Annotated in this window: 14 protein-coding genes; 3 read left to right on the forward strand and 11 right to left on the reverse strand. The window is 54.4% G+C overall.

The window, feature by feature from the left end:
* Positions 1 to 79 precede the first annotated feature (79 nt).
* The 11 genes from EGT74_RS11190 to EGT74_RS11240 all read right to left on the reverse strand — a co-directional run bounded on the left by EGT74_RS11190 (position 80) and on the right by EGT74_RS11240 (position 10,925).
* Positions 80 to 1,126, reverse strand: coding sequence for a Gfo/Idh/MocA family oxidoreductase (locus EGT74_RS11190; RefSeq protein ID WP_123846585.1), 1,047 nt, complete (start codon positions 1,124 to 1,126; stop codon positions 80 to 82).
* Positions 1,127 to 1,135: 9 nt separating this feature from the next.
* The gene (locus EGT74_RS11195) at positions 1,136 to 1,507 is read right to left on the reverse strand and encodes an SdpI family protein (RefSeq protein WP_123846586.1); all 372 of its coding nucleotides are present in this window, start codon (positions 1,505 to 1,507) and stop codon (positions 1,136 to 1,138) included.
* 76 nt (positions 1,508 to 1,583) lie between these two features.
* Positions 1,584 to 3,143 carry a helicase HerA-like domain-containing protein gene (locus EGT74_RS11200; RefSeq protein WP_123846587.1) on the reverse strand — a complete coding sequence of 520 codons (1,560 nt, stop codon included), beginning with the start codon at positions 3,141 to 3,143 and terminating at the stop codon, positions 1,584 to 1,586.
* Between the two features lie 12 nt (positions 3,144 to 3,155).
* Positions 3,156 to 3,602, reverse strand: a complete 447-nt coding sequence (locus EGT74_RS11205; RefSeq protein WP_123846588.1) for a hypothetical protein — start codon at positions 3,600 to 3,602, stop codon at positions 3,156 to 3,158.
* A 19-nt stretch (positions 3,603 to 3,621) separates the two neighbouring features.
* Positions 3,622 to 4,461 (reverse strand): MBL fold metallo-hydrolase, encoded by an 840-nt coding sequence (locus EGT74_RS11210; RefSeq protein WP_123846589.1) that lies wholly within the window; start codon positions 4,459 to 4,461, stop codon positions 3,622 to 3,624.
* Positions 4,442 to 5,773 (reverse strand): MFS transporter, encoded by a 1,332-nt coding sequence (locus tag EGT74_RS11215; RefSeq protein ID WP_123846590.1) that lies wholly within the window; start codon positions 5,771 to 5,773, stop codon positions 4,442 to 4,444. The genes EGT74_RS11210 and EGT74_RS11215 overlap by 20 nt, the downstream gene beginning before the upstream one ends.
* Before the next feature lie 45 nt (positions 5,774 to 5,818).
* The gene (locus tag EGT74_RS11220) at positions 5,819 to 6,439 is read right to left on the reverse strand and encodes an ABC transporter ATP-binding protein (RefSeq protein ID WP_123846591.1); all 621 of its coding nucleotides are present in this window, start codon (positions 6,437 to 6,439) and stop codon (positions 5,819 to 5,821) included.
* On the reverse strand, positions 6,423 to 7,223 hold the full coding sequence (lpxA, locus tag EGT74_RS11225) for an acyl-ACP--UDP-N-acetylglucosamine O-acyltransferase (protein ID WP_123846592.1): 801 nt from the start codon (positions 7,221 to 7,223) through the stop codon (positions 6,423 to 6,425). Before lpxA ends, EGT74_RS11220 begins: the two co-directional genes overlap by 17 nt.
* Before the next feature lie 4 nt (positions 7,224 to 7,227).
* Positions 7,228 to 8,643, reverse strand: coding sequence for a bifunctional UDP-3-O-[3-hydroxymyristoyl] N-acetylglucosamine deacetylase/3-hydroxyacyl-ACP dehydratase (locus EGT74_RS11230; protein WP_246008188.1), 1,416 nt, complete (start codon positions 8,641 to 8,643; stop codon positions 7,228 to 7,230).
* A 64-nt stretch (positions 8,644 to 8,707) separates the two neighbouring features.
* Complete coding sequence (gene lpxD, locus EGT74_RS11235; RefSeq protein WP_123846593.1) at positions 8,708 to 9,766, reverse strand: UDP-3-O-(3-hydroxymyristoyl)glucosamine N-acyltransferase; 1,059 nt, start codon at positions 9,764 to 9,766, stop codon at positions 8,708 to 8,710.
* A 91-nt stretch (positions 9,767 to 9,857) separates the two neighbouring features.
* Positions 9,858 to 10,925 (reverse strand): HD domain-containing protein, encoded by a 1,068-nt coding sequence (locus tag EGT74_RS11240; protein ID WP_246008189.1) that lies wholly within the window; start codon positions 10,923 to 10,925, stop codon positions 9,858 to 9,860.
* A 345-nt stretch (positions 10,926 to 11,270) separates the two neighbouring features.
* Here EGT74_RS11240 and porX point away from each other — a divergent pair, with 345 nt between their 5' ends.
* Genes porX through EGT74_RS11255 form a run of 3 tightly spaced genes read left to right on the forward strand, consistent with a single transcriptional unit; the run spans position 11,271 to position 13,940 of the window.
* Positions 11,271 to 12,824, forward strand: a complete 1,554-nt coding sequence (porX, locus tag EGT74_RS11245; protein WP_123846595.1) for a T9SS response regulator signal transducer PorX — start codon at positions 11,271 to 11,273, stop codon at positions 12,822 to 12,824.
* A gap of 21 nt (positions 12,825 to 12,845) precedes the next feature.
* A complete protein-coding gene (locus EGT74_RS11250) occupies positions 12,846 to 13,169 on the forward strand; it encodes a hypothetical protein (protein WP_123846596.1) in 324 nt (107 codons plus the stop codon).
* Positions 13,170 to 13,178: 9 nt separating this feature from the next.
* On the forward strand, positions 13,179 to 13,940 hold the full coding sequence (locus EGT74_RS11255) for an MBL fold metallo-hydrolase (protein ID WP_123846597.1): 762 nt from the start codon (positions 13,179 to 13,181) through the stop codon (positions 13,938 to 13,940).
* Positions 13,941 to 14,582: the final 642 nt, after the last annotated feature.

Genomic DNA, 14,582 nt, shown 5'->3' on the forward strand with positions numbered 1-14,582 from the left:
TCACGGCCGGTGCCATCCACACTCCCCGCATTACATGTAAACAGGAAGTAGCATGCACCGGCGTTTTATCTCCGCATGATTACAGCGTAACCACCCGTTTTTCTTCACTGCTCTTAAACGTCGCTTCAATGACCCTGATCACGTTCAGGCCGTCTTCCGCCGTAACGGGGTTCGGTTTCCCTTCCCGCAATGCGCTGTATATGCCCTGGTAATAATCGAGGTAGTTGCCGTTGCCGGAAGGGATGAATTCTTTCACCACTTTACCGTTGATCTCGGTGTGGAGCAGCCCCCACTCATGCGGCGCTTCAGCGCCCCAGTCTGGCGTATCGGGCAGCACGCCTTTCATCAGCAGCGCTTCCTGGATGTCTGATTTGGATTTGATGAACGAACCTTTGCGGCCGTGCAGGATGTAAGCCGGCAGCGCTTCACGCACGAGGTAGCTCGATTTGAGTCGCACGCGCAGCTGGTCGTAATACATCACCAGTTCGAAATAGTCGTCCACCACGGAATCTTTACGGATGATGCGCACATCGCCCCATACCGCCTGCGGCATCCCGAAAATGGTCAGCCCCTGGTCGATCAGGTGGGAACCCAGGTCGTACAGCACGCCGGTGCCCGCCTCGGCTACTTCCTTGTGTTTTTTGTAGCTCAGTTCTTCCTTGAAGCGGTCGTAGTGGAATTCCACTTCCAGCACGTCGCCCAGCAGGCCGTCTTCCACCACTTTCCGAACGATTTTATAGTCGCTGTCGAAGCGGCGGTTCTGGTACACGCTCAGCAGCAGCTTTTTGGATGCGGCCAGCTGGATCAGTTCTTCGCCCTGCGCCACCGTAACGGTGAAGGGTTTTTCCACGATCACGTTTTTACCTGCCTGAAGGGCGGCTTTCGTGTATTCGTAGTGGGTATAGTTGGGCGTGTTGACCACGATCAGTTCCAGCGAAGCATCCGCCATCAGGGCCTTCACGTCGTTATAGATCTTTACGTACGGATAACGCTGCTGGGTGAGGTGTTTGCTGCGCTCCACCACGGCCGTGAGTTCGAAACCGGGATGCACATGAATGAAAGGCGCGTGAAACGCGTAGCCGCTGTGGCCGTAGGAGCAAAGCCCCGTTTTGATGGGTGTCGACATATGCTAAGACTATTTTATCGGGTTGCCGGCTTCGTCAAAAAGCCGTTTCAGTTTTCTTTCGGTAAGATACAGCGGCAAAACGGAAGCTGCAACCGTTGGAATGATCATCAGGGAGAGAACGGCGGCTGCGGGCCCGTCATCAAAGATGCCCGGGGCGATCAGAAACAGGAGGAGCGCCGCTGCCAGCATTGCACAGCCGGTAAAGCACATCACCTTACCCGAGTATGCCTGTGCAAAGTCCCATGCAGCCTGGCTTTTCATGGAACGGGCGGTTCGGTAGCCAACCAGCGGGTTGATGCGGCGGCGCGGTTTTTTCCACGTCCACAGGCCCATACCGGCAAACAGCAGGGATAACCCGGTGATAAACAGGAAAGACACCATACCTGATCGGTTTAAAAAAGGCCTGTACTTCGTCAACGGTCAGGGGTTGAAGAAATACAGGCCGGATATTATCTGATTAAAACCAGCTGCTCTTTTTCCTGCTGCTGCGGCCGCCCAATCCCAGCGCTCCCAAAAGGCTGCGGGTGATGATGTTGGCGGCCGTTCTGCCGGCCTGGCGGGCGGCGGAACTGGTCACGATGGTTTCCAGCAGGCCTTTTTCTTCCTTCTGCCGGCCTTTTCTGGCGGGCGCTTCTTCTTCGGCGGCTTTGCTTTTTTCAGCCGCTTCTTCCAGCTTGGCGGTGAGCATCTCGTAAGCACTGTCGCTGTCGATATCCTCGTTGTATTTCCGCACGAGTTTGCTGCCGGCTACGAGCTGATCGAGCTCGGCATCCGTGAGGATGTCCATCCGGGAATGCGGCGACACCAGCATGGTGGCGGCCAGCGGGGTAGGCGTGCCTTTTTCGCTCAGGCAGGTTACCAGCGCCTCGCCGATGCCGATCTGCGTCAGGAGTTCGTCGGTTTTATAAAAATCGGACAGCGGGTAGTTTTCCGCGGTCTGTTTGATGGCCTTGCGGTCGTTAGCGGTAAAGGCGCGCAGTGCGTGCTGCACCTTGAGGCCGAGCTGGCCGAGCACGGAAGCGGGCACGTCCATCGGGTTCTGGGTGCAGAAGAAAATACCAACGCCTTTGGACCGGATGAGTTTGATGATGGTTTCGATCTGCTGCAGCAGCGCATCGCTGGCCTCCTGGAAAATCAGGTGCGCCTCGTCGATGAACATCACCAGCTTCGGTTTGTCGAGGTCACCCTCTTCCGGCAGCGTGGCGTATAATTCGGCGAGCAGGCTGAGCATGAAGGTGGAAAAGAGTTTCGGGCGGTCCTGGATGTCGGTCACGCGCACGATCGAGATCTTGCCGCGGCCGTCTTCGGCGATGTGCATCAGGTCGTCTACCTCAAAGGACTTCTCACCGAAAAACACGGTGGCGCCCTGTTGTTCCAGCTCGATCACCTTCCGGAGGATGGTGCCGGTGCTGGTGGTGGAAATCTTGCCGTAATCTTTCTCCAGTTCCTTTTTGCCTTCGTCGCTCACATACTGGAGTACTTTTTTGAAGTCTTTCAGGTCGAGCAGGGGCAGTTTATTGTCGTCGCAATATTTGAAGATCATCGCCACAAATCCCGCCTGCGTATCGTTGAGGTCGAGGATTTTGGACAGCAGCACGGGGCCGAATTCGCTGACGGTGGCCCTGAGGCGCGCGCCTTTTTCGTGGCTGAGGGTGAGCAGCTCCACCGGGTAGGCTGCGGGCGCCCAGGTACCGCCGATCTTGGCGTACCGTTCTTCGATTTTGGCGTTGGAGGCGCCGGCCGCGGCAATGCCGCTAAGGTCGCCCTTGATGTCCATCAGCAGCACGGGCACGCTGGCGTCGCTGAGGCCTTCGGCGATCACCTGGAGGGTTTTGGTTTTACCGGTGCCGGTAGCGCCCGCGATGAGGCCGTGGCGGTTGAGCGTTTTCAGGGGCAGGAGCACGTCCGCGCCCGTCACCACTTCGCCATTGAACATCGCGCAGCCCAGTTTAAAGTGCTCGCCTTTGAACGTATAGCCGGTTTTGATGTATTCGAGAAATGCTTCTTTGGTAGCCATGGTGGATGGGTTTTATTCTTCTTTTAACAGCTTTTTGGCCTGGTCGATCGTTTCCAGCATAAAGGTTTTTACCTCCTCTATTTTCTTTTTCTCTGATTCGAGATAGGCTTTCTTTTCGGCGGTCGTTTTGTTTTCCAAGTGCATGTCGTACCCCTGCATCCAGTTTTCCATGGCCCTGTTGGCGCTGTCGAGCCTGAACTCGGCGGCGATGTAGGGGTTGGACACTTTGGTGTCGTGCCCGAGGCTGTCGGATATTTCCGCCATGCGGGTCTTGAGGCGGCGGATCACCATCATTTTGGCCATGGCCTCGTCGTGGATGTTCATCACGTCGGCCGACAGGGAATCTACTTTCAGGGAATCGGCGATGGCGGCGGTATTGCCGGCGGGAGCACCGCCCTGGCAGGCTGCGAGAGCGATCAATGCAGCAACGGGCAGCATGCGGAAAATGTTTTTATACATAAGCTGAGATTTTTTAAAATTATAAATCGCTTAACGGGAACGAGCTTTTCAGCCGGATGCCTTTTTCGGTACTGTGCAGCAGGCCACACTCAATGGAAGGATCATGCTCGAAATACAGCACATACTGGCGCTCGTTCGCTTCCATGAGAAAACGCTTTTTTTCCTCCAGTGTGGTCAGCGGGAACATATCGTAGGCCATCACATACGGAATGGGAATATGCGCCGCGGAAGGCAGCAGGTCCGCCATGTAAACGATGGTATGGCCTTTATAGCGGATCTCGGGCAGCATCATGGCATCGGTGTGCCCGTATGCGAACCGCAGGCGGATGTGGTCCGTGAACGAAACGCCGTCGCGCTGCTCGATGAATTTCAGCTGTCCGCTCTGCTGGATGGGCAGGATGTTTTCTTTCAGGAACGAGGCTTTTTCCCGGTCATTCGGCTCGGTGGCCCATTTCCAGTGCGCTTCATTGCTCCAGTACGTGGCGTTGCGGAAGGCCGGCACCAGTTTGTCGCCTTCGCGCTCGATGCTGCCGCCGCAATGATCGAAATGGAGATGGGTGAGCAGTACGTCCGTGATATCGTTGCGGTGGTAACCGAGGGCGGCCAGCGATTTGTCGAGCGTATCGTCGCCGTGGAGGCGGTAGTGGCTGAGGAACTTTTCATCCTGTTTATTGCCGATGCCGTTATCGATGAGGATGAGGCGGTTGCCGTCCTCCACCAGCAGGCAGCGCATGGCCCATGTGCAAAGATTATCGGCGTCCGGCGGGTTCAGTTTCTGCCAGAGGGTTTTGGGCACCACGCCGAACATGGCGCCGCCGTCGAGCTTGAAGAGTCCTGTATTAATCGTGTGAAGCTGCATAATCGGGTACTTGCGTTTTTCTCTTTGCTAAACTACGTTGTTTTTGTAAAGCGGAGAACAGCCATATGAGCCCGATGGAGAAAAAGCCGATGAGCACCAGCACCGAGGTGCGCATGTTGTTGGTCATATGCTCGATGTACCCGAAACTGAATACGCCCAGCGCGATGGCCATTTTTTCCGTGACGTCGTAGTAGCTGAAAAACGAAGCCGTATCGCGGGTTTCGGGAAGCAGTTTGGCGTAGGTGGAGCGGCTGAGCGACTGGATGCCGCCCATCACCAGGCCCACGGCTACGGCCAGGAAATAAAACTGTACTTCGGTGGTGATGAAGTAGGCGTTGAGGCATACGCCAATCCACAGCAGCACCGTGGCAATGAGCACCCTGAAGTTGCCGAAGCGGCCGGAGAGCCGCGCCATGCCCCAGGCGCCCAGGATGGCCACGATCTGTATCAGCACCACGCAGATGATGAGTTTGGTGGCTTCGAGTTTGAGCTCCTTGGACGCGAAAATCACGGCCACCATCATCACGGTCTGCACGCCCATGCTGTAGAAGAAAAAGGCGCGGAGGAATCTTTTCAGCACAGGCATCACTTTTACCTGCGCATATACTTTTTTCAGTTCGATGAACCCGTCTTTGAACACTCTTCCGGAACCGTCGTTGACGGCGGGTTTGGAGGCAGGCAGGCGTTTGAACGTGATCTGCGCGAAGCCGAACCACCAGATGCCCACCAGCAGGAAGGTGATGCGCACCGCCATACCGTCGGTGATGCCGAAAGGTTTCACCGTTACCAGGGCAAACCCCACGAGCTGCATGAGCACGCTGCCCATGTACCCGAATGAAAAGCCGCGGGCGCTCACCCGGTCCTGGTACTCCGGCGACGCAATTTCGGGCAGGTAGGAGTTGTAGAACACAAGGCCGCCCCAGAAGCCGATGGCCGCCAGCATCACGGACAGCATGCCCAGTTCGAGGCTGCTGGTGTCGGTGAAGGTATAGAGGGAGGCGCAGGCCAGGGAACCGAGGTAACAGAAGAAACGGAGGAAGTTCTTTTTATTGCCGCGCGTATCCGCGATCGAGGAGAGGATGGGCAGGCTGATGGCGATCAGCAGGTAGGCGAGCGACAGGGTATAATCGTACAAAACGGAGCTGAGCAGCGTTTTCCCCATGAAGGTCACCTCATCGGTACCGGAGCGGGCTTTGGTGACGCCCAGGTAATAGATGGGGAAAAAGGTGGTGGTGATCACCAGGTTGTACACGGAATTGGCCCAATCGTACATGGCCCAGCCATTGACAACTTTCCTGTTTGGTATGCTCATAGGGAGTGATTGAAGATTCACACGAATTACTAAAAGTAATGATTATTACTGTTTATAGTCATTGATCCGGATATGTTCACGGCAAAAGCCATATTCGGCTTCGTCGTTGGAGCTCACGATCACGAGGCGGTTGCCGCAGTAGTCGCGGATCAGTTGCTGGTAGAGGGCGATGCCGTCGCCGTCGAGGTTGGTGCAGGGCTCATCGAGCAGCAGCACCGGCACGTCCGAAAAAATGGCGAGCGCCAGCCGGGCCCGCTGTTTCATGCCGGAGGAAAAGTTGCGCACCTGTTTTTTCCAGGCTTTTTCGAGGCCTACGATGCGCGCAATTTCCCGGGGTGAAAAGCCGGGAAGGAAAGATTTGAAATGGAGATGGAAATCGAAGCACTCCTGCAGGCTCAGTTCTTCCACCAGCTCCAGGTAGGGAGCCACGATGGCGCAATGATTGAAAAACCGGTCGGACGGGAGCGTCTGTTCGTTGAAAAGATATTGCACATCGCCTTCACTGTGGTGATGGTGCCCGCTGATGATCTGCAGTAAAGTGGATTTGCCGGAGCCGTTGGGCCCCAGTATGGCGTAGTGGCCTGTACCGCTGAACGTATAGGTGAAACGACGGAAGATCCAGTCGTAATTGAACCGCTTGCCGACCTGGTTAAGCGAGATCGTCATTCGCCCTGGTACTGTATCCTCTCATGATGCCGCGCCCGGAATCGCGGATGAAGGAGAGTATTTCATCCCTTTCGTCCGTGGCCGGAAATTCTGCTTCAATGATGCGGATGGCTTTGGAAATATTGTTGCCTTTCACAAAAATGACGCGGTAGATGTCCAGGATGTGGTTGATCTTCTCGAGGGTGAAGCCCCTGCGTTTAAGCCCCACGGAGTTCACGCCCACATAGGAGAGGGGCTCGCGCGCCGCCTTTACGTAGGGCGGTACGTCTTTCCTCACCAGCGAACCGCCGGTTACGAAAGCGTGATTGCCGATTTTACAGAACTGCTGTACCGCTACCATGCCTGCGAGCACCACGTTGTCGCCCACGGTGATGTGGCCTGCGAGGGTGGTGTTGTTCGAAAACACGCAGTAATTGCCCACGATGCAGTCGTGCGCAATGTGGCTGTAGGCCATAATGAGGCAGTTGCTGCCGATGGAGGTCTTCAGCCGGTCTTTGGTACCGCGGTTAACGGTCACATATTCGCGGATGGTGGTATTGTCGCCGATTTCCACGATGGTATCCTCGCCTTCGAATTTGAGGTCCTGTGGAATGGCGGAAATAACAGCACCGGGGAAGATGCGGCAGTTTTTGCCGATACGGGCGCCTTCCATGATGGTTACATTGGAACCAATCCAGGTGCCTTCCCCGATCTCAACATTTTTATGGATAACGGTGAACGGATCGATTTTTACGTTGGGCGCAACTTTAGCGTCCGGGTGGATGTATGTGAGCGGATGAATCATGCTGTTATTTTCCTTCGCGTTTTACAATTTGGGCAACCATGTCAGCCTCGGTGACTACCTTGTTGCCTACGAATGCCGTTCCGCGCATTTCCACGAGGCCTCTGCGGATGGGGCTCAGGAGCTCCATCTTCAGCACCATGGTATCGCCGGGCAATACCTTTTGTTTGAATTTGCAATTATCGATCTTTAAAAAATAGGTATCATAGTTTTCCGGATCCGGCATCGGATTCAGCGCCAATATTCCACCCACCTGGGCCAGCGCTTCGCAGATCAGTACACCCGGCATTACGGGGTTACCGGGGAAGTGGCCCTGGAAAATCTGTTCGTTGAAAGTGACGTTCTTGATGCCCACCACACGGGTATCGCTCAGCTCGATGATCTTGTCTACCAGCATCATCGGGTACCGGTGCGGCAGGGTTTTGATGATGCGGTTCACATCATAGATCGCGGGCTGGTTGGGATCGTAAATGGGCACGTCCCTGTTATGTTTGTTTTTCTTGATGTACTGTTTGATTTTGCGGGCAAACTCCACGTTGGAAGCATGACCGGGGCGGTTGGCGATGATGTGCGCCTTGATGGGCACGCCGATCAGGGCCAGGTCGCCCACCACGTCGAGCAGCTTGTGGCGCGCGGGCTCGTTGGGGAAGTGCAGCTGGGCATTGTTGAGGATGCCTTCGCGCTGTTGCACGGACATTTCCTCGCGGTCGAAGGCTTTCGCCAGGCGGCCGAGCTCTTCGTCGGTCACCGGGCGGTCTACCACCACGATCGCGTTGTTGATGTCGCCTCCCTTGATGAGATTGTGGGCCAGCAGGTATTCCAGCTCGTGGAGGAATACGAAAGTGCGGCAGGGGGCGATTTCTTTTTTGAAATCGCTCATGCTTTTCAGGTTGGCGTGCTGGGTGCCGAGTACCTGGGAATTGAAGTCGATGAGGGCGGTAACCCGGTAGTCAACGGCGGGCAAAGCCACCATTTCGACCTTTTTCACCTCATCGTAATAGTTAATATTGGTGTCGATGGAATAATAGACCTTTTTGGCGTCCTGCACCTGGATGCCGGCTTCCTCGATGATGTCGATGAAGGGGATGGAGCTGCCGTCCATGATGGGGATTTCGGGGCCGTTCAGTTCGATCAGCACGTTATCCACGCCCATGCCCACGAGGGCGGCCAGGATGTGCTCGACCGTGCTGACGCGGGCGCCGTTGTGCTCCAGGGTGGTGCCGCGGGCGGTATCCACCACGTAATCCACATCGGCTTTCACAATCGGCTGGTCGGGGAGGTCGATGCGCTGGAATTTAATACCAAAGCCGGGCATGGCCGGCTTGAGAGTCATATTCACCTGTGCTCCTGTGTGTAAACCAACGCCTGATATGGTCACGGGACCTTGCAGGGTCTGCTGGTTCGACTGCTGATTTTCCATCATTATAGCTTCGTATTCAATTGCGTTTTAAATCCTTCTTGTAGCTCTTTCAATCCTTGCTGCCGCTTCAGCGAAGAAGGGCTTTTTCGGCCAACAGCTGTTTCACCATATCTTCCAGTTCTTTTACCCTCTTTTCCAGGTCCGGCAAATTTCTAAAAATTGCCTGACTTTTTAGCGAACTTTTATAATCGTAGGCCGGAGAGCCGGTCAAAGCGGTGTTGGGGGTGGTGATGGATTTGGACAAACCGCTCTGGGCGTTGATTTTGGTGCCGTCGGCGATCTGGATGTGGCCCACGATGCCTACCTGGCCGCCGATCACGCAGTTTTTGCCGATTTTGGTGCTGCCGGATACGCCGGACTGGGCGGCGATCACCGTGCTGCTGCCGATCTCCACGTTATGGGCGATCTGGATAAGATTATCGAGTTTCACACCGGCATGGATCACCGTAGAGCCCATGGTGGCCCGGTCGATGGTCGTATTGGCGCCGATTTCCACGTCGTCGTGTATGATCACGTTGCCCACCTGGGGCACTTTTTTATAGGTCCCGTTGGCCTGGGGGGCGAATCCGAACCCGTCGCCGCCGATCACGCAGCCGGCATGGAGGATCACGCGGTTGCCCACCACGCTGTTATCGTACAGCTTTACACCCGGGTAAAGCACGGTATTGCTGCCTATTTTCACATTATCGCCGAGGTAAACGCCGGGATAGATCTTCACATTGTCGCCCAGCACCACATTCTCACCGAGGTAGGCAAACGCACCGATAAACACGCCCTGGCCCATTTTAACGGAGGCCGGTACATGGGAAGGCTGCTGGATGCCCGTTTTGGCCCCGGCACCCACCATTTTCTGATATTGCTCCAGCAGGAGCGCAAAAGCGCTGTAGGCGTCCTGCACCCGGATAAGGGTAGGCTTGATGGGCCGCTCTATCACCAGGGAATCATTCACGATCAGAATGGAGGCCTGGGTGGAATAGAGAAACTCCTCGTACTTGGGATTGGCGATGAAACTCAACATGCCGTCGCCCGCCTCCTCAATCTTGGCGATATTGTGCACCTTCACTTCCGGGTCCCCTTCCAGCTTCCCGTTCAATATGGTAGCCAGCTGTAATGCGCTAAATTGCATAGTAATTAATTGAAATGTTACCTTCCAGGCCGTCTCCGGATAATATGAATGTATTCTCTAACATGTTGCGCTCGTATAAAACGTTGTTAGCCTAGATTTTTGGATGACAAATGTAGAATTTTTTTATCGGTCTTGCCAAAGTATGCGATACAAGGGCATTGTCGATCGATGAAATATCCCTCACCGTGCCGTCCTTGAATAGGATATTGATCTTTTCGTCGTTTGCGTCATATGCCTTCAGGCTGGCGGTATCCGTAAATACGAAATAATCCGCCTCCCCGTCGCTCAGGTCCCAGCGTTGTTTCACTTTTTCTTTCAGGTCTGCCAGCAGCTCAGGTTCCGACGGCTCATTTCTGAGGGTAACCTTGAAAAGCTGGCGGTTTACGAGCCATTGGCATAGCAGGCGTAACACCTTGTCCGGGTGCTGCGTCCATACTTTAATCGCCCCCATGATATCATAGTCATCGAGCAGGCAAAATTGGGAAAGGCATTCCTGTCCCTCGAATTCCCCCCGGCCGATGCGGTTATACAAGAAATAATGCAGCGCCGGCGAGGCAAACAGCTCCGTGCCGTCCAAAGCCAGCTTTTTGGCCCTGTCCAGCACCTTTACGAGCATATTTTCCGCGCTCAGCACGGTTTTATGCAGGTATACCTGCCAGTACATGAGCCGGCGGGCGACAATAAACTTTTCAATGGAATAAATCCCCTTTTCCTCCACCATCAGTTCGCCCTCATGCACGGTCAGCATCTTGATGATGCGGTCGTAGCTGATCACCCCCTCGGACACACCCGTGTAGAAACTGTCGCGGCTCAGGTAGTCCATCCGGTCCACATCCAGCTGGCTCGAAACGAGCTGGTGCAGGAACTGTTTATGGTACCGGCCGTTGAATATCTCCAGGGTAAGGTCCAGGCTGCCGTTCATTTCCCGGTTGAGGGTCTGCATCAGCAGCTGGGAAATCTCCTCGTGAGACACGTCTTCCACCAGCGTATGTTCCAACGCATGCGAATAAGGCCCGTGCCCTACGTCATGCAATAATATGGCCATTTTTGCAGCCACTTCCTCTTCTTCCGTGATAACCACCCCCTTTCCGCGCAGCTCCTGCAAGGCACAACTCATCAGGTGGTAAGCCCCCATGCTGTGATGAAAACGCGTATGCATGGCCCCGGGGTATACCAGGTGGGCCAGCGCCATTTGGTGTATCCGGCGTAACCGCTGATAATACGGGTGTGATATAAGGTTGAAAATCAATGGATGATCGATGGTAATAAACCCGTGAACCGGATCGTTCACAATCTTTCGTTTGCGGTCAGTCATTCGGATTTTTTAATATCTGTCCGTACAAATCTACAGCTTTGCAGGTAACTTTTACCCGTCTGAAGTGACGAATGGCGCGCCGCAGCGCCCAAACCACGATAATTTAACGAATTATTAGAGTTTCATATATTTTGAGGGAACGATTTTTGACATATTTCGGTAATTTTAAAGCAGGTCCAAAAAAATTGCATGAACCAAATCAACATACTCTGGGTAGACGATGAAATCGACTCCCTTAAATCTCAGATCATTTTTCTCGAAAATAAAGGCTACAAAGTATCGGCGCTCACCAACGGGTATGATGCGCTGGAATTCCTGAAAGACAATATTGTGGATGTGGTGCTGCTCGACGAATCGATGCCGGGCATTACCGGCCTCGAAACCCTGGCCCGCATCCGCGAAAACAATCAGCAGGTGCCGGTGGTGATGATCACCAAAAACGAGGCGGAAAACGTGATGGACGAGGCCATCGGTTCGCAGATCACCGATTACCTCATCAAACCCGTCAACCCCAACCAGGTATTGCTGTCGCTCAAAAAGATCATCGACAACAAGCGCCTCGTGGCCGAAAAAACCACCACGGCCTACCAGCAGCAGTTCCGCACCCTGTTCATGGCCCTCAACGATAACCCGAACCACGCCGAATGGGCGGATATCTATAAAAAACTGGTGTACTGGGAAATGGAAATGAGTAAAAGCGACAGCCCCGAGATGCTGGAAGTGCTGCATTCCCAGAAAGCCGAAGCCAACACCGAGTTCGCCAAGTTCATCGCCCGCCATTACAGCAGCTGGATGCAGCCGAAGAACGAGGACGCGCCGGTGATGAGCCATACCCTGTTCCGCGACAAGATCGTGCCGTATATGGATCCTTCGGTGCCTAACTTCTTTATTCTCATCGACAATCTCCGGTACGACCAGTGGAAAACGATCCAGCCCATTTTCGCCGAATCGTTCCGGCTGATGGAGGAAGATACCTTTTACAGCATCCTGCCCACCTCTACCCAATACAGCCGTAACGCCATTTTCGCGGGCATGCTGCCGGCCGAGATCGAGGCGAAGTTCCCGGAAGAGTGGAAGAACGACGACGAGCAGGGCGGGAAGAACCTCTACGAGGAGAGTTTTTTCGCGGCACAGCTGCAGCGCCTGAAAATGGACAGCCGCTTTTCGTACACGAAGGTGATCAACCATGCAGACGGCCAGCACCTGGTGAACAACATGCATAATATGCTGGATTACCCGCTGAACGTGATCGTTTATAATTTTGTGGACATGCTCAGCCATGCCCGTACGGAAATGGAAGTGCTGAAGGAGCTGGCCGGCGACGAAGTGTCTTACCGCTCCATCACCGCCAGCTGGTTCGAGCACTCGCACCTGCACCAGGCGCTCAGGAAGGTGGCCGACCGGAAAATCAACCTGATCATCGCCACCGACCACGGCAGCGTGCGGGTGAAAACGCCGGTCAAAGTGATCGGCGACAAGCAGACCACCACCAACCTGCGGTACAAACACGGCCGCAATCTCAACTACGACCCCAAGGAGGTGCTCGCCTTCCGCGACCCCCGCGATGCAGGGTTGCCGAAGCCAAATGTCAATTCTTCTTATATCTTTGCCCGCGAAGACGGGTATCTTTGCTATCCCAACAATTATAATTATTTCGTGAACTATTACCGCAACACCTTCCAGCACGGCGGCATTTCCATGGAGGAGATGATTGTGCCGGTAGCAAGGATGGTCAGCAAATAGCGGATTTTAAAAGAAGACATCATGAACCTGAAAAGTACCCCTAACAACCTGGCGAAGCTGGAGAAGATTTTTGAAGAGGCGAAATATATCCTGCGGTACGAAAAAGGCACCTTCAATTCCGGCTACTGTGTGCTGGAACATAAGAAAGTGGTGGTGATCAACAAATTCCTGAATGTGGAAGGGCGGATCAACACCCTGATGGACATCCTGCCGTCCATAGCGCTGGAGGAAGGCTATCTCACGCCCGAGTCCCAGAAACTGTACCGCCAGGTGGTAGACAGCCGCAACGCGGAAGCCGCCGGTGGGGAGGAAGAAGAAAACCCGTCAACAGAAACACCCGCATAACCATACGCTTTGAAAGTAACATTCCTTGGAACTGGCACTTCACAGGGCGTACCGGTCATCGCCTGCCCCTGTAAAGTATGTGCGTCGCCCGACCCGCGCGACAACCGCCTGCGCAGCAGCATTCTCATTTCATCGGATGCCGGCAACATCGTGGTGGATACCACGCCCGACTTCCGCTACCAGATGCTGCGGGCCGGTGTGAAAACGCTGGAAGCCGTGGTAGTCACCCATTCCCATAAAGATCATATCGCCGGGATGGACGACATCCGGGCGTTCAATTATTTCCAGCAGCGCCCCATCGATATCTATGCCTCCGATTATTCGCAGAACGTCATCATGCGCGAGTTCTCCTACGCGTTTGCGGATTTCAAGTATCCCGGCATTCCCGAACTGAACCTGCGCACCATCCTCGACGATCCCTTCAATATCAACGGCCTGAAGTTTACGCCCATCCACGTGCTGCATCACAAAATGCCCGTGCTGGGATTCCGTTTCGGCGACTTTACCTATATCACCGACGCGAATTACATCGCCCCGGAGGAAAAGGAAAAGATCAAAGGCTCGAAAGTACTGGTACTGAACGCCCTTCGCCGCGAAAAGCACATTTCCCACTTTACCCTCGACGAAGCCATCGAAGTAGGCAAGGAACTGGACGTGCCGCAGGTCTATTTTACGCACATCAGCCACCAGCTGGGCCTGCATGCCGAAGTGGACCCTTCGCTGCCGGCAGGTACCGCATTGGCGTACGACGGGCTTGAAATCGAGCTGTAGGCCCCTTCCGGCATCCCCTGGCCGGAAAATCTCCGAAGTTCCCCACAAACCGGCACCTGTTCCACTACACAATTTTGTGCAAACCGGATTTCGCCTCCAATCCCGGAAAATATACGCGAATGGACAAAAATTTGACCTGAGTGGAGATTTGGAGGGCAAAAGACGAACCTACAACGAAGCTACACTGGGGGAATAACGAACCTACGCCAAAAAGGGAAGGTTCGTTGTAGGTTCGTTCAAGGTTCGTTGTAGGTTCGTCTTTCTCCCTGTATCCGCCCTCGCCCGTCCTGAAACAGGTTTACATGCTGATGAGGTCATCCGGTTAAATGTTTACACCCTCATTGTTATCTATATAAATCTTTACAGGTTGATTCACCCTGAAACAGGTTTACACCCTCGTGAGATCATCCGGATTGAGGTTTGCACCCTTGTTGTTAATCCACATACAGGCTTGTAGCTTGACTCGTCCTGCAACACCTCCGCTGCCGGTCGCAGAGTAGGGTAGCCCGGGGTCATTCCGGCACCTGGCCTGAAGGCCGGGGACATAACACAAATTGATTTGCGTCGCCCTGCGGCAGGGGCGCAGATTTGTTTCCGGGTAAAACCGGGTTGCCCGGCAGCAGATTCCTGATTTTTTACGAT

It is taken from the genome of Chitinophaga lutea, from assembly GCF_003813775.1.
In the GTDB taxonomy this organism is placed as follows: domain Bacteria; phylum Bacteroidota; class Bacteroidia; order Chitinophagales; family Chitinophagaceae; genus Chitinophaga; species Chitinophaga lutea.

Coding starts and splice junctions, on each gene's coding strand:
- lpxA (WP_123846592.1), bottom strand. CDS start 7,223: ATGATTCATCCGCTCACATACATCCACCCGGACGCTAAAGTTGCGCCC.
- EGT74_RS11210 (WP_123846589.1), bottom strand. CDS start 4,461: ATGCAGCTTCACACGATTAATACAGGACTCTTCAAGCTCGACGGCGGC.
- EGT74_RS11230 (WP_246008188.1), bottom strand. CDS start 8,643: ATGATGGAAAATCAGCAGTCGAACCAGCAGACCCTGCAAGGTCCCGTG.
- EGT74_RS11250 (WP_123846596.1), top strand. CDS start 12,846: ATGAACCTGAAAAGTACCCCTAACAACCTGGCGAAGCTGGAGAAGATT.
- EGT74_RS11240 (WP_246008189.1), bottom strand. CDS start 10,925: ATGCATACGCGTTTTCATCACAGCATGGGGGCTTACCACCTGATGAGT.
- EGT74_RS11195 (WP_123846586.1), bottom strand. CDS start 1,507: ATGGTGTCTTTCCTGTTTATCACCGGGTTATCCCTGCTGTTTGCCGGT.
- EGT74_RS11215 (WP_123846590.1), bottom strand. CDS start 5,773: ATGAGCATACCAAACAGGAAAGTTGTCAATGGCTGGGCCATGTACGAT.
- EGT74_RS11190 (WP_123846585.1), bottom strand. CDS start 1,126: ATGTCGACACCCATCAAAACGGGGCTTTGCTCCTACGGCCACAGCGGC.
- lpxD (WP_123846593.1), bottom strand. CDS start 9,766: ATGCAATTTAGCGCATTACAGCTGGCTACCATATTGAACGGGAAGCTG.
- EGT74_RS11205 (WP_123846588.1), bottom strand. CDS start 3,602: ATGTATAAAAACATTTTCCGCATGCTGCCCGTTGCTGCATTGATCGCT.
- EGT74_RS11220 (WP_123846591.1), bottom strand. CDS start 6,439: ATGACGATCTCGCTTAACCAGGTCGGCAAGCGGTTCAATTACGACTGG.
- EGT74_RS11200 (WP_123846587.1), bottom strand. CDS start 3,143: ATGGCTACCAAAGAAGCATTTCTCGAATACATCAAAACCGGCTATACG.
- porX (WP_123846595.1), top strand. CDS start 11,271: ATGAACCAAATCAACATACTCTGGGTAGACGATGAAATCGACTCCCTT.